The organism is Luxibacter massiliensis (assembly GCF_900604355.1).
In the GTDB taxonomy this organism is placed as follows: Bacteria; Bacillota; Clostridia; order Lachnospirales; family Lachnospiraceae; genus Luxibacter; species Luxibacter massiliensis.
Genome location: NZ_UWOE01000001.1, coordinates 1,007,631 through 1,020,566, shown reverse-complemented (window position 1 = coordinate 1,020,566; position 12,936 = coordinate 1,007,631). Strand labels below are relative to the sequence as shown.

Genomic DNA, 12,936 nt, shown 5'->3' with positions numbered 1-12,936 from the left:
TACTATAAATATAATTCTAATTTTTTTTGATCCAGAATTATAATTTCCCTCCGCTCCAATTTCAAAATACCCTCCCCCTGCATTTTCCCCAATTCCCGGGAGAGGGATGGCCTGGGTATATGCAGGTAGTCCGCCATCTCTTCCCGCATTAACCCTGCTTTGATCCGTCCATCCTGTCCCTGCCTGTCTATCAGATAACGGACCACTTTTTCACGGATACTGGTACTTCCCAGGATCCTTAGTTTCTGGTTCATAAAATATGCTTTTTCTGCAAAAATAATCAGCAGGTTATTCCTCAGGGTATGGAATACCCTTTCTCCGCTTCCCGCTGCCCCCTGCTCCCCATCCTCCTTAAAGAACATACGCCCGTCCATCACAAACACGGCGGACTCTTCAGAGGCTTCTGCATACATATCATATGACGGCCTCTGCATAAACACATATACTTCTCCGAACATTTGGCCGGGTTCATCAATTTGTGTAAGCATAAGACGTTTGCCGGAAAGTGTATCTTTTGCCACCGTGATGCATCCCGATAACAATATATATACTTTTTCAGGCATATCTGCCTCCTGAAAAATCTTACTTCCTCTTTGATATACCTTTACCCGGTTACAAGGATTACTGAGAATCCGGGATATTTCCTCATCCGTCATATTTTTGCACAGGCTGCTGCCCTTTAAGACAGCCTCCGCCTCTTTATACAAGCCTGTATATTTAAATTCTGCTATATTTCCTTTGGGTAAATCCTGTAATTTCAAAATATTCCCCTCCTTATTAGTTCTAACTAACCGCCAGCCAAAAATTATAGGGCGTCACTGCCCCATAATTTTCATCCAGCCTGCGGTATAAAACTTACGCATCTCCTCCAGATAATTCTTGGCTTCATCCAGCGGCATTTCATGTATGATAATCTCAAAGAAAGCATTAAACATACCTGTAATTAAAATATGCTCTAGCTTTGGGTCTATTCTGTGGGAAGGATACCCCAACTCCTCAAGCACAGCCTGATAATCACGGGTGGCCTGCACTTCAATCTCCACCATTTCATCGATCAGACCATCAAATCGGGTACCTTCTGAACAGCACAAAATCAGCTTAAACTCTTCTAAATTCTTGTATGCGTATGACAGCATATCAAACATACTTGCCCCCGAGATATCCCCCAGGTTTTCCGGCTGCCGTTCATGGGGAAGCTGGGCGAACTCCCTCTGGGCCTTTTTAAACCGATTCAGGATATACTCATACTGTTCGCTCACCAAAGCGCCAAATAACGCCTCTTTGCTCTCGTAATACCCATAAAAAGCGCCTGTAGTCATCCCCACAGCCTTCACAATATTTCGCAGGGAAGCAGATTTAAACCCCTTTTCCAAAAATTCTGTCTTTGCAGCCATGTGTATGCTTTCCAGTGTTGATAGACTTTTCTCTGCCATCAGCCGCCTCCTCATAACGCCGTTATATATTCCTGTTATTTTATATCTTCCGCCTGCCGCCCCGCCAATAAACCCCATCTAATGTAGACTGGGTTTATCTCCTCAAAAACTTCCTAATCTTTCCCTATAAAAAGAGATTCCGTATATCGTTATACATTACAACAACCATCAGAGCCATCAGCAGGGCAAATCCTGCAAAATGCACCATCCCTTCCTTTTCCGGGGGCACACGTTTTCTCCGTATGGCCTCAATGAACAGAAATACCAGCCTTCCGCCGTCCAGTGCAGGCAGGGGAAGAAGATTGATGACCCCCAGGTTGGCTGACAGCAGTGTGGCGATATTCAGGAGATTTAAGATGACAACGCTCCACCCTGCGGGGGCAGCTTCTTTGTAAGTGTTATCTACAAAGTCTACAATGCCCACAGGCCCGGACATCTCTTTAATGCCTACCTGCCCTTTGACAAGCATTTTCAGGCAGTCAAAAGAATAGTCCACCCAATACTTCAAAGTATAAGCGCCATACTTAACAGAGTCCAGCGCGCCTGCCTTTACATTCGTGCCGCTCCCGCGTATCCCTATGCGGCCAAATGTATCCCCCTCCAGCTGCCTTGGCTCTAAGGTGACAGTACGCTCCTGCCCATCTCTTACATAGGTCAGGGACACGGGGTTTGTGCCCTCATTCATGAGATTAAAGAGAGTGACTTCCTTCCAGAGATGGATTTTCTTGCCATTGAGCTCTGTGATAACATCCCCTTCCTTAATGCCCTGCTCGATTGCCGAGTACCCTTCATCGACGCCTGCAATGACGGGCGCATCATATCCAATCCAGGCCACCAAAATTACAGAAAAAATAAGGGCCATAATAAAGTTAAAAACCGGGCCCGCCACAATAACAGATATCCGTGCCCAGACAGATTTACTGTTAAAACTGCCCTCAGACATATCCTCGGCGTCATCCTCGCCCATCATACAGGCGCCTCCGAACGGAAGGAGCTTTATCGAAAATTTCGTTCCTTTTATTTCTTTGCCTATCAGTGTAGGGCCCAGGCCCAGTGAAAATTCATCCACGCGGATTTTATTTAACTTGGCCAGGGTAAAATGCCCCAGTTCATGGAAAATAATAATCACGCTAAATAAGATAATTGCTAAAATAATCCCCATATACTACCACCTGTTTTTAATAAATTCATATGCTTCCTGCTCTGTATTTAGTATCTCCTCCACCCCAGGTTCCTCGATTATTTTATGATTTTCCATACAAGACTGTATAATCTCCGGTATCTGCAGATATTTGATTCTTTTTTCCAAAAAGAGCGCCACAGCCATCTCATTTGCCGCATTAAAGGCCGCAGGGAGGGAGCCGCCCCTTTTGCCCGCCTCAAAAGCCAGCCTCAAGCCGTAAAATGTCTCCATATCGGGTTTTTCAAATGTGATCTTTGCTATAGTCCCAAAATCCAGGCGTTCCCCAGGAAGATAGCGCCTCTCTGGATAATACAGGGCATATTGGATAGGCAGCTTCATATCAGGCGTCCCAAGCTCTGCTATAATGGCCCCATCCTCATACTCTACCATGGAATGTATGATGCTCTGGGGTTGGATGACCACCTCAATCTGGTCAATGGACACCTGGAACAGCCATTTTGCCTCGATCACTTCCAAACCCTTATTTACCATAGTGGAGGAATCGATTGTAATCTTCCTCCCCATCTCCCAATTTGGGTGCCTCAGGGCATCTTCCACCTGTACGTCGACAAGCTCATCCCTTGTTTTCCCCCGGAAGGGCCCACCGGATGCTGTCAGCAGTATTTTGTGCAGCGCCTTCTCCTGCCCTCCCTGGAGGGACTGGAATATGGCGCTGTGCTCACTGTCCACCGGGAGGATAGACACGCTATATTGTTTTGCAAGGGGCATAATGATATGCCCGGCTGTCACCAGTGTTTCCTTGTTTGCCAGGGCAATATCCTTCCCCGCCTTTATAGCGGAAATCGTAGGCAAGATCCCAATCATCCCCACAACTGCAGTGACCACGATCTCTGCCTCCTGTTCTGATGCCGCCTCCTTTAACCCCTCCATCCCGGACAAAATCTTTATATCCAGGTCGCGCACCTTCTTACGAAGGCTGGCCGCCTTTTTTTCATCCCAGACTGCCGCCAGCTTAGGATGGAATTCCCGGATCTGCCGCTCCAGAAGTTCAATATTATTCCCGGCAGCCAACGCCGTAATCTGGATATCTCCATTTTCCCTGGCCACCTCTAAGGTCTGTGTGCCTATAGAGCCTGTGGAACCAAGCACTGCAATTTTCTTCATTGTATATATTCCCTTCTTTTATGCCAGTTTACGCATGTACATATGACTATGCCCCCTATCCTACATTTCTGCTACAGCAGGACTGCCAGATAATATATGATAGGGGCTGTAAAAATCACACTGTCAAAACGGTCCAATATCCCTCCGTGCCCTGGAATCAATTTCCCATAATCCTTAATATCATGGTTCCTCTTAATGGCCGACGCTGCCAGGTCGCCCACCTGTGAGATTGCACCGCCTGCCGCGCCAATGACCGCAAAGCTTAAGAGGCTCACGCCTGCATTGCCCCATCTATTGACAGCCAGCGCATACAGTATCCCCAGCAGGGCTGCCCCCACAATCCCTCCAATCCCCCCTTCCACGGATTTCTTGGGACTTAAGCGGGGCGCCATCCTATGTCTCCCTATTAACATTCCCACGCAGTAGGCACAGGTATCGCATCCCCAGGAACAGATAAATACCAGCCACACCATAAACACACCGCCAGGCAAAATCCTTGTCTGGTATACATATGACAGCATGACCGCCACATAAAAGACTCCAAAAAATGCCGCCAGGATCTGTTCTGTCCTGTATGCGGGGAATGAGAATACAAATACAGCCATCATGCATATTAGAAATGCCATAAAAAGCAGCATAAACCAGTCTGTTGTGTCTGGCAGCAAGGCTTTTGCATAGACAAGGATATAGTATGCCGCTGCAAAAAGATAACCGCATATTCCCGGGGCCTTGTTCCAGATACCGAACACTTTGTAAAGCTCTGTCAAACCAATCATACTGATAATAAACAAGGTTGCAAATAGGATATTCCCCCCGGAAATCACTGTCACAAGTGCGATTATCACCAGCAGTATGCCGCTTAATAGACGTGTCTTAAACATCCTGTTCCTCCTTTACCCCTCCATAGCGCCTGTCTCTGCTATTATACTGCTCCACAGCTTTTACTAATTCCTCTTTTGTAAAGTCAGGCCACAAAACATCTGTAAAATAAAATTCTGTGTAGGCCAGCTGCCAAAGAAGATAATTAGACAGCCTCAGCTCCCCGCTTGTCCTGATTAACAGATCCGGATCCGGGATTCCATGTGTATCCAGATATGACTCATACAGCGCTTCATCAATCTCTGAGGGATCCACCTTACGCTCCACACAGTCCTTTGCTAAATTCCTGAAAGCGCGTATCATCTCGTCCCTGCTTCCGTAGTTAATAGCAATCGTAAAATTCAATCCTCCATTTTCCCTGCTTGCTTCCTCTAATTCTTTAATCCGGCCTTTGATATCCTCATCCAATGCTTTAATATCCCCAATCACACGGATTTTCATGTCATTCTTCTCAGCCGTTTTCAGGCAAGTTTTCATATAATTACGGAGAAGCTTCATCAGGGCATCCACTTCACTTTTAGGACGGTTCCAGTTCTCAGTGGAGAAAGCATATACGGTCAGGTATTTTATGCCCATCCTCCAGGCTTCCTCACAAATCTTTTCTACATTTTTACTGCCCTGGGCATGTCCATAATTTCTCGGCATTCCTTTGGATTTTGCCCACCGGCCGTTGCCGTCCAGAATGATTGCCACATGCTGTGGTACTTTCATCAACATATCCTCCTAAAAACAGTGTTCAATTTAACTAGAGGGCAAAGCAGATAGACCTGCCCTCTTTTCTCCCCCATCACTGAAAAGCCTGCTTCCATCCATGCGCCAGGACACAGCTTTACGCCTTTTTACGTTGCATATCCCAGCATCTTAGGCAGGTTTTAATATAAGAAAATGAAAACTTTCCAAATAAAGTAATAAAGAATCCTGCCATAGCAGGATTCTTCCCCTGCGGCGGGCCGCATCAGCGATATCGTCCTACTCCGCCGCAGCGCAGTCCGGCACGGAGCGCTTTATAATTCATAGGAAACCCAACGGATTTTTCTATGTAATTATAAAAAGAATGTGCATAGCACATTCTTAGCTGTTGCACATCATATACATCCAGGAAATTGGGGGGCATTCTCTTCCCCGCTGCTGGGTGGCCCATAAAGAAGTATTCCTGCCTCGCCAAACAGACTTCCCTGCAGAAGCCAGCCTTCCCGGCCGGGCGTGCACCAACGCCACTATCTCCATGGCGCACATCCTGCCAGGTATTATCTGCAGCCTGCTGAAAATATATTAAACAGTGAGGACTTCTTTAGATTTTGCCTCCACAGCCTTATCTACATCGGAAATATATTTGTCAGTCAGTTTCTGGAGGGACTCCTCTAAGTCCTTAATCCCATCCTCAGAAATCTCGCCGCCTTTAAGTTTCTTAAGGGCGTCGTTGCCGTCCCTGCGGATATTCCGGATAGCGACCTTGGCCCCCTCTCCCTTTTTCTTTACATCCTTGACCAATTCTTTTCTGCGCTCCTCAGTAAGCTCAGGAAAAACCAGCCTGATGGTAGAGCCGTCATTTGTAGGGTTAATTCCAATGTCTGACATCTGAATCGCCTTCTCAATCTCCTTAAGCATACTCTTTTCCCACGGCTGGATCTGAATCATCCTTGCCTCTGGTACAGCCACATTGGCGACCTGCTGGATAGGTGTGGGCGACCCGTAGTAATCAACCACCAGCCTGTCCAGTACATGGGGGTTAGCGCGCCCCGCCCTGATTGCGGCCAGGTCACTATTCAGGTTGCTGATTGTCTTAGTCATCTTTTCATCATATACTTTTAATTTTTCATCCATGTCTTCATACCTCCCTATACTGTCACTTTTGTTCCCGTAAATTTGCCGCTTATAGTATTGGCAATACTGTTCTCTTCGTTCAGGCCGAATACAAGCATGGGCATCTTATTCTCCATGCAGAGAATGGATGCAGCCAGATCCACTGCCGCTAACTTGCGGTCAATCACTTCCTGGATAGAAATCTCCTCATATTTCTCTGCCTGCGGATTCACCTTCGGGTCACTGTCATAAATCCCATCAATCGCTTTGGCAAGCAGCATGGCGTCTGCCTCAATCTCAACGGCCCTTAGCACAGCTCCTGTGTCCGTGGAAAAATACGGATGCCCCGTACCTCCGGCAAAAAAGATTACTTTCCCCTGCTCTAGGGCCGCCAGGGCGGCATCCTTAGAAAACAGTGCGGTAAATGTACTGCACGCAAAAGGGGTAAAAATCTCGGTCTGCATTCCCACATGCCGGAATATGTCAGATACGTATATACAGTTCATCACTGTGGCCAGCATTCCTATCTGGTCAGCCTTGGCCCTGTCTATTGTCTCACTGGTACGGCCTCTCCAAAAATTCCCGCCCCCGGTCACAACTGCAACCTGGATTCCCTGGTCCACAAGCTGTTTTACCTGCCTGGCCACACCCATACAGGTAGCTTCATCAAAGCCTGTCTTCTTATCACCTGCAAGCGCTTCGCCACTCAGCTTTAACAATACTCTTTTCATACATTCTGGCTCCTTCAAATTCTGTTGTATATTCTAAAATGCAGTATACCATAACTTTTCTATTTTGTCATGCACATATCCCGCTTCTCCTTCTGTCTCTGATTCTGTCCCTGGCAATCCAGAGGCTCCATCCGGGTATCAGAACAGCTATAGAAACATAGCAACCACAGCAGTTACAATTCCGCAGATCCCAATCGCAAGGCCGCTCATGGCTCCCTCCACTTCCCCTATCTCAATGGCTTTGGAGGTGCCCACTGCATGGCTGCATGAGCCAATAGCAAGGCCCGCTGCCACAGAATCTGAAACTTTAAAAATTTTTATGAGCAGGGGGGCTGCAATGCTTCCTAAGATCCCCGTGAAGAGCACCGCCACCACTGTAATAGGCACTATGCCCCCATGGGCCTGTGCAATGCCGGCAGCGATAGGGGTTGTAACTGATTTCGGGATCATAGATACAGTAAGGCCTGCGTCCAATCCAAACAACCTGCACAGACAATAAATGCTGGCCATGGATGAAAATGAACCTGCCGTACATCCGACTATAATAGGAAGCCAGTACTTTTTTAATATGGCAATTTTCGTATAGATGGGGACTGCCAAACATGCCGTGGCCGGCGCCAGGAACATATCTATGACTCCGCCTCCCACACTGTAGGAATCATATGGGATTCTGAATATCAGAAGTATGCCGACAACGATCACAATAGCAATCAGCAGCGGATTACAGACCGCATTCCTGGTTTTCTGCTGAATTTTTACACCGATGCCAAAGGCTATGATACTGAGGGCCACCCCGAAATATGGTGAGGCAAATAAAGCCGACATTATTTTTTCCTCCTATCCATAAGTTTTATGGTCAGTTTGACACTATATGCCGTGACCGCAAAGGTGATAATGGTCGAGATAACGCAGATGATGATCAGCTGCACGGCGCTGCTTTTCAGCACATCGAAGTAGTTCATAATACTGACTCCTGCAGGGATAAAAAAGAAAGCCATATTCCCCAAAAGAAAATCTGATTTCTCCTGGATATGTTCGATCTTTAGAAATCCAGTCATCAGGCAGATAAACAGTAGTATCATCCCAATCACGCTTGCCGGAAATTCAAAGGGGAGAATTCTGGCAATAACCTGGCTCAGCCAGCAGACTGTAAAAATAATGCCTGTTTGCTTAATTATTTTCATTTCTCATTCCTCTATTCTCTCAATAATATCGTATACCCTACGGGCGCCCCGGCCCTATAAACAGACTTGCAGACAAACTGCAGGCTGCCGCGGCAACCCTACAGGTTAAAATACACCCCCCTGTAATAATTGTCAATGTCCGTGTTCACCGCCAGGCACGTTTGGCGGCCATTTAATTCGGCTGTAAAAATATAAATTTCTTTACCTTGACGAATGAAGTCCACCCGTCTGAAGGACATGAATGAAGGGGCGACCTTTGGGTATGCCTAATCCTACAGGAACAGTTTATTTAGTATAACCTTACTGGACGCCCCCGTCCGAAGGACATGTGTTAGGAGATGCCCTTTGGGTATGCCTTGTTGAACATTAACAGTTCAAATAGTTTACCTTGTCAGACAAAGTCCCCGCCCCTGTGGGGCGTGCGTTAGGGGGCCACCTTAAGGCATACTTTTTGTACATATTTGTAATATACTATTTTCCTACATGTCCAGGGCCCCATGAATTTTCTCCAAACTTATTGACATTCCATGGGAGATGTTTTATGATACATATGTTTTCACACTTTAAACAGCTAAAATTTTACAGTGTGAAGTCAATGTATTTGGGAGGGAACGAACATGATTATTGTATTAAAACCGCACACCTCAGAAGATAATATCAGCCGTGTGCAGAATCTTATTAAAAAGCGCGGACTAGATACCCATATCGTCAGAGGCCAGGAAATGACTATCATTGGCTGTATTGGTGATACAACTGCTATAGATTCCAAACTGTTTGAAGTAGATGCATCTGTTGATAAGGTTATGCATGTCCAGGAACCCTACAAACTGGCCAACCGTGCATTTCATCCTGAGGATTCTGTTATCGATGTATCCGGTGTCCAGGTGGGAGGAGACCATCTCGCACTGATAGCCGGCCCCTGTTCTGTAGAATCGCTGGAACAAGTCACAGAGATCGCCCAGGCCGCGAAGGCCTCCGGTGCCAACCTGCTAAGAGGGGGCGCTTTCAAACCCCGCACCAGTCCATATTCATTCCAGGGACTTGGCATGGAAGGACTGGATATTTTATGTGAAGTCAAAAAGATTACAGGACTCCCCATAGTCACAGAACTGATGTCGCCTGAATATCTTGAAGTATTTAATGAAAAGGTAGACCTAATCCAAATCGGGGCCAGAAATATGCAGAACTTTGACCTCCTGAAACAGCTCGGGCAGTTAGACCGCCCGATACTTCTGAAAAGGGGATTAAACGCTACCTACGAAGAATGGATCATGTCCGCCGAATATATTATGGCTGCGGGCAATGAAAATGTCATTCTCTGCGAGAGGGGAATACGGACTTTTGAAAACTATACCAGGAATACCCTGGATCTGCAGAGCATTCCTGTCCTCAAGAAAAAGACACATTTACCCGTCATCGTAGACCCCAGCCACGCAGGCGGCAAATGGTGGCTTGTGGAACCCATGGCAAAAGCCGCCGTGGCAGCCGGTGCGGACGGACTGATGATAGAAGTTCACAATGACCCGGAATGCGCCCTGTGCGACGGCGCCCAGTCACTGAAACCCGAAAAATATGACAATTTACTTAAACAAATCAAACAAATCGCTTCGGTCGTAGGGAAGAAGTGATAAACATATGAAGGGGACAGACCCTTTTGCAAAGGGGTCTGTCCCTTCTGCAAAAGGGTCTGTCCCCTTTGTCAGCCATTCTATATCAAAAGGAGAAATCTCTTGAAATTAATAGTTAATTTAGGTAAAAATAGTTATCCTATCTTTATTGAATCTGGAATATTAGCAAACGCGGAACAATATGTCTCTCAGTTCTTCCATGGCAAACGCATAATGATTATTTCTGATGATCATGTATTCCCCCTTTACGGGCAGAAGCTCATCCATTCGTTGCCATCCTATGAATGTCACAGTCTTATTTTGCCTCACGGGGAGACAACCAAGAATTTTCAAACTCTTCCTCAAATATATGATGCAATGTTAGAAAAACAAATCACCCGCAGCGACCTTGTCATTGCTCTGGGCGGAGGGGTTATTGGAGATCTGGCCGGGTTTGCAGCTGCAAGTTACCTCCGCGGAGTCAGTTTTGTGCAGATACCTACTTCCCTCCTTGCCCAGGTGGACTCTTCTGTAGGAGGCAAGGTAGCAGTTGACCTGCCCCAGGGAAAAAATCTGGTGGGAGCCTTTTATCACCCCCGCTTGGTTTTGATTGACCCTGCCGTATTGGACACCCTCCCCAAAAGGTATATTATTGATGGCATGGGAGAGGTAATAAAATATGGATGTATTAAAGATGCCTCACTATTTGAAACTTTATATAAATGCGGCTCTTTCGAAAATCTAAAGGGGCAGATTGCTGATATCATTTATCGCTGCGTTGACATTAAGCGTGCTGTGGTAGAAAATGATCAATTTGATACCGGCGAGCGCATGCTCCTTAATTTTGGCCATACACTGGCACATACCATTGAACAATACTATCATTATGGCAGAGAGAGCCACGGCGAGGCCGTTGCCATTGGTATGTATCAAATTACCAGGCTGTCAGAAGCCAGAGGCCTTTCTTTAGCTGGGGAATCCGACAGAATAAAAGAAATTCTATCGGCCTATGGCCTGCCAGTTCAAAGCGGACTTTCCATTTCTGATTTGACCGATGCTATCAAACTGGATAAGAAAAACATAAATAACCATCTAAATGTAGTGCTCCTCCATAAAATAGGAGACAGTTATGTGCAGCCTATAGATCTTGATTTCTTTAAAAAAGCAGGAATGGTTTAATATGGACGTAAACAAAAACACAAATTATCGATTAGGAATCCTTGGAGAAAAATTATCACACAGCCTTTCCCCTGAAATACACCAAGATTTAATGGGGCAGTTAAACATTCAGGGAACATACCAAAAATTCGAAATGACTGCAGATGAAGTTCCCCTACTAAAACCATTTATGGAAAAGGAAAACATTGTTGGCATGAATGTTACAATTCCTTATAAAGAAACTGTCTGCCGCCTCGTAGATATATTGGAACCCGCCGCCGCAAAAATTGGCGCCGTAAATACAATATTTCTAAAAAGTGGCGTACTTTACGGCTATAATACTGATTTTCTGGGTGTTGTCAGCATGTTCAGGAAAGCCAATATCGCACTGCTGGGGAAAAAAATCGTAATCCTTGGTTCTGGCGGCGCCTCTAGAGCCCTCATCTATGGGTTCCATAAAGAACAAGCGGCCCAAATTACAGTTGCAGCCAGAAACCAAACCGCCTCCTCTGTGCTAAAAAAACAATTTCCCTACATCGCCATCTGCACCCTGGATGAAATCCCAGATGGCGATATCATCATCAATACGACACCTATAGGAATGTACCCTAATGCCGGGAAAAGTCCGGTCAGTAAAGAAATTGTTAAAAAATTCAAAATTGCATCTGATATTGTGTATAATCCGTTGATGACAGAGTTTCTCCTGACCGCCCAGGAACAAGGCCTCCAAATCGTAACAGGCCTTATGATGCTGGTTGATCAGGCCATTGGAGCAGAAGAAATCTGGTTCGGGCGAAAACTTGACTATACAATGGGCAATAACATCCACGACGAATTATCCAGAAAATTCTGAAAATGGAGCTCAATGGGGACAGTCCCTTTTGCAAAAGGGACTGTCCCCATTCCTCTCATTCTTCTAAATCAACCCATAATGTTCAATTGCGTGTGCAAGTCCATCTTCTTCCACCGTATCTGTCACATACTCTGTATACGGTTCCAGTTCCTTAGCATGTTCCCCCATAGCAATTGTATGCCTGGCATATGCAAACATGGAAATGTCATTCGTGCTGTCCCCAAATACATAAGCCTGCTCCAAATCCATCCCAAATTTATTCAGAATATAGTCGCAGGCGGTTGCCTTGGAATAGCCTTTCTGTACACATTCATATATGCCATTTCCCCGGTCAATGGGTTCTATGTCCTCCTCGATAAATTTCATAAATGTATTTTTATCACTCTGTTTATCTGTATAAATCAAAAATTTATCATAAGTAAACTTCCCTGTCTCCAGATATACCTCCACACCTAATCCGTATCCGCGGAAATAGCGCCTGGTGCTTTCTAGTCCGTCAAACCGGCTTATCCTGGACGGCATATAGACATCCTCCACGCCTTCTGCTATACCTTCTATCCTGCACTCTGCCATCTTACTTATAATACTTAGGCCCCGCCCCTCTGGTATAGAGCTGGACAGTAAGACTTCATCCCCGTATGTCAGGTAAGTCCCGCAGCCGCACAAATACCCGTCAAATCCAAATTGCCGTACTTTTGGCGGCAGGCTGCAGAATGTCCGGCCAGTATTGATAAAAAGTAAATGCCCGGCCTTTCTCGCCTTATTCAATGCCTCCAGTGCACTCCATGGGATTTCATATGTTATTTCACTCAATAGGGTTCCGTCAATATCAAAAAAAAGTACTGATCTGTCCATTTTCTTCTCCTTTTCTCATAGCCTGCTATCTATTTTCAACATAGCTGCTCTATCGCGCCCAGTTTATGGGAATACAGGCTAAGTGGACTATGCTTCACTTAGCAAGCATCTCCTCTGCCGCTAAA

The 12,936-nt window shown here is 45.9% G+C and carries 15 protein-coding genes; 3 read left to right on the top strand and 12 right to left on the bottom strand.

Going from position 1 to position 12,936, the window contains the following annotated elements; translation table 11 throughout:
* Nucleotides 1–2 precede the first annotated feature (2 nt).
* From EFA47_RS04895 to EFA47_RS04850, 11 genes are all read right to left on the bottom strand, one after another.
* On the bottom strand, nucleotides 3–761 hold the full coding sequence (locus EFA47_RS04895; RefSeq protein ID WP_122642239.1) for a Crp/Fnr family transcriptional regulator: 759 nt from the start codon (nucleotides 759–761) through the stop codon (nucleotides 3–5).
* Nucleotides 762–815: 54 nt separating this feature from the next.
* On the bottom strand, nucleotides 816–1,433 hold the full coding sequence (locus EFA47_RS04890; protein WP_122644409.1) for a TetR/AcrR family transcriptional regulator: 618 nt from the start codon (nucleotides 1,431–1,433) through the stop codon (nucleotides 816–818).
* Nucleotides 1,434–1,557: 124 nt separating this feature from the next.
* Entirely contained in the window at nucleotides 1,558–2,595 is a 1,038-nt protein-coding gene (rseP, locus tag EFA47_RS04885; protein WP_122642238.1) for an RIP metalloprotease RseP, read from the bottom strand.
* 3 nt (nucleotides 2,596–2,598) lie between these two features.
* Complete coding sequence (gene dxr / locus EFA47_RS04880) at nucleotides 2,599–3,741, bottom strand: 1-deoxy-D-xylulose-5-phosphate reductoisomerase (RefSeq protein WP_122642237.1); 1,143 nt, start codon at nucleotides 3,739–3,741, stop codon at nucleotides 2,599–2,601.
* Between the two features lie 71 nt (nucleotides 3,742–3,812).
* Nucleotides 3,813–4,622, bottom strand: coding sequence for a phosphatidate cytidylyltransferase (locus tag EFA47_RS04875; protein WP_122642236.1), 810 nt, complete (start codon nucleotides 4,620–4,622; stop codon nucleotides 3,813–3,815).
* The gene (locus EFA47_RS04870; RefSeq protein WP_122642235.1) at nucleotides 4,615–5,331 is read right to left on the bottom strand and encodes an isoprenyl transferase; all 717 of its coding nucleotides are present in this window, start codon (nucleotides 5,329–5,331) and stop codon (nucleotides 4,615–4,617) included. Before EFA47_RS04870 ends, EFA47_RS04875 begins: the two co-directional genes overlap by 8 nt.
* 244 nt (nucleotides 5,332–5,575) lie before the next feature.
* Nucleotides 5,576–5,761, bottom strand: coding sequence for a hypothetical protein (locus EFA47_RS19810; protein WP_164689926.1), 186 nt, complete (start codon nucleotides 5,759–5,761; stop codon nucleotides 5,576–5,578).
* Between the two features lie 131 nt (nucleotides 5,762–5,892).
* A complete protein-coding gene (frr, locus tag EFA47_RS04865; protein WP_122642234.1) occupies nucleotides 5,893–6,444 on the bottom strand; it encodes a ribosome recycling factor in 552 nt (183 codons plus the stop codon).
* 14 nt (nucleotides 6,445–6,458) lie between these two features.
* The gene (pyrH, locus tag EFA47_RS04860) at nucleotides 6,459–7,154 is read right to left on the bottom strand and encodes a UMP kinase (protein WP_122642233.1); all 696 of its coding nucleotides are present in this window, start codon (nucleotides 7,152–7,154) and stop codon (nucleotides 6,459–6,461) included.
* A 147-nt stretch (nucleotides 7,155–7,301) separates the two neighbouring features.
* The gene (locus EFA47_RS04855; RefSeq protein WP_122642232.1) at nucleotides 7,302–7,979 is read right to left on the bottom strand and encodes an LrgB family protein; all 678 of its coding nucleotides are present in this window, start codon (nucleotides 7,977–7,979) and stop codon (nucleotides 7,302–7,304) included.
* Entirely contained in the window at nucleotides 7,979–8,338 is a 360-nt protein-coding gene (locus EFA47_RS04850) for a CidA/LrgA family protein (RefSeq protein ID WP_122642231.1), read from the bottom strand. Before EFA47_RS04850 ends, EFA47_RS04855 begins: the two co-directional genes overlap by 1 nt.
* A 617-nt stretch (nucleotides 8,339–8,955) precedes the next feature.
* On the opposite strand from EFA47_RS04850, the gene aroF reads away from it, so the two are divergent.
* From aroF to aroE, 3 genes are all read left to right on the top strand, one after another.
* Nucleotides 8,956–9,966, top strand: coding sequence for a 3-deoxy-7-phosphoheptulonate synthase (gene aroF, locus EFA47_RS04845; RefSeq protein ID WP_122642230.1), 1,011 nt, complete (start codon nucleotides 8,956–8,958; stop codon nucleotides 9,964–9,966).
* A 102-nt stretch (nucleotides 9,967–10,068) separates the two neighbouring features.
* Nucleotides 10,069–11,124, top strand: a complete 1,056-nt coding sequence (gene aroB, locus EFA47_RS04840) for a 3-dehydroquinate synthase (RefSeq protein ID WP_122642229.1) — start codon at nucleotides 10,069–10,071, stop codon at nucleotides 11,122–11,124.
* A 1-nt stretch (nucleotide 11,125) separates the two neighbouring features.
* Nucleotides 11,126–11,956 carry a shikimate dehydrogenase gene (gene aroE / locus EFA47_RS04835; protein WP_164689925.1) on the top strand — a complete coding sequence of 277 codons (831 nt, stop codon included), beginning with the start codon at nucleotides 11,126–11,128 and terminating at the stop codon, nucleotides 11,954–11,956.
* Nucleotides 11,957–12,019: 63 nt separating this feature from the next.
* Here aroE and EFA47_RS04830 read toward each other — a convergent pair whose 3' ends face one another.
* Nucleotides 12,020–12,811, bottom strand: a complete 792-nt coding sequence (locus EFA47_RS04830) for an HAD family hydrolase (protein WP_122642227.1) — start codon at nucleotides 12,809–12,811, stop codon at nucleotides 12,020–12,022.
* Nucleotides 12,812–12,936 lie beyond the last annotated feature (125 nt).

Coding starts and splice junctions, on each gene's coding strand:
- rseP (WP_122642238.1), bottom strand. CDS start 2,595: ATGGGGATTATTTTAGCAATTATCTTATTTAGCGTGATTATTATTTTC.
- pyrH (WP_122642233.1), bottom strand. CDS start 7,154: ATGAAAAGAGTATTGTTAAAGCTGAGTGGCGAAGCGCTTGCAGGTGAT.
- EFA47_RS04875 (WP_122642236.1), bottom strand. CDS start 4,622: ATGTTTAAGACACGTCTATTAAGCGGCATACTGCTGGTGATAATCGCA.
- aroF (WP_122642230.1), top strand. CDS start 8,956: ATGATTATTGTATTAAAACCGCACACCTCAGAAGATAATATCAGCCGT.
- EFA47_RS04870 (WP_122642235.1), bottom strand. CDS start 5,331: ATGAAAGTACCACAGCATGTGGCAATCATTCTGGACGGCAACGGCCGG.
- EFA47_RS04850 (WP_122642231.1), bottom strand. CDS start 8,338: ATGAAAATAATTAAGCAAACAGGCATTATTTTTACAGTCTGCTGGCTG.
- EFA47_RS19810 (WP_164689926.1), bottom strand. CDS start 5,761: ATGGGCCACCCAGCAGCGGGGAAGAGAATGCCCCCCAATTTCCTGGAT.
- dxr (WP_122642237.1), bottom strand. CDS start 3,741: ATGAAGAAAATTGCAGTGCTTGGTTCCACAGGCTCTATAGGCACACAG.
- aroE (WP_164689925.1), top strand. CDS start 11,126: ATGGACGTAAACAAAAACACAAATTATCGATTAGGAATCCTTGGAGAA.
- EFA47_RS04890 (WP_122644409.1), bottom strand. CDS start 1,433: ATGGCAGAGAAAAGTCTATCAACACTGGAAAGCATACACATGGCTGCA.
- EFA47_RS04855 (WP_122642232.1), bottom strand. CDS start 7,979: ATGTCGGCTTTATTTGCCTCACCATATTTCGGGGTGGCCCTCAGTATC.
- frr (WP_122642234.1), bottom strand. CDS start 6,444: ATGGATGAAAAATTAAAAGTATATGATGAAAAGATGACTAAGACAATC.
- EFA47_RS04830 (WP_122642227.1), bottom strand. CDS start 12,811: ATGGACAGATCAGTACTTTTTTTTGATATTGACGGAACCCTATTGAGT.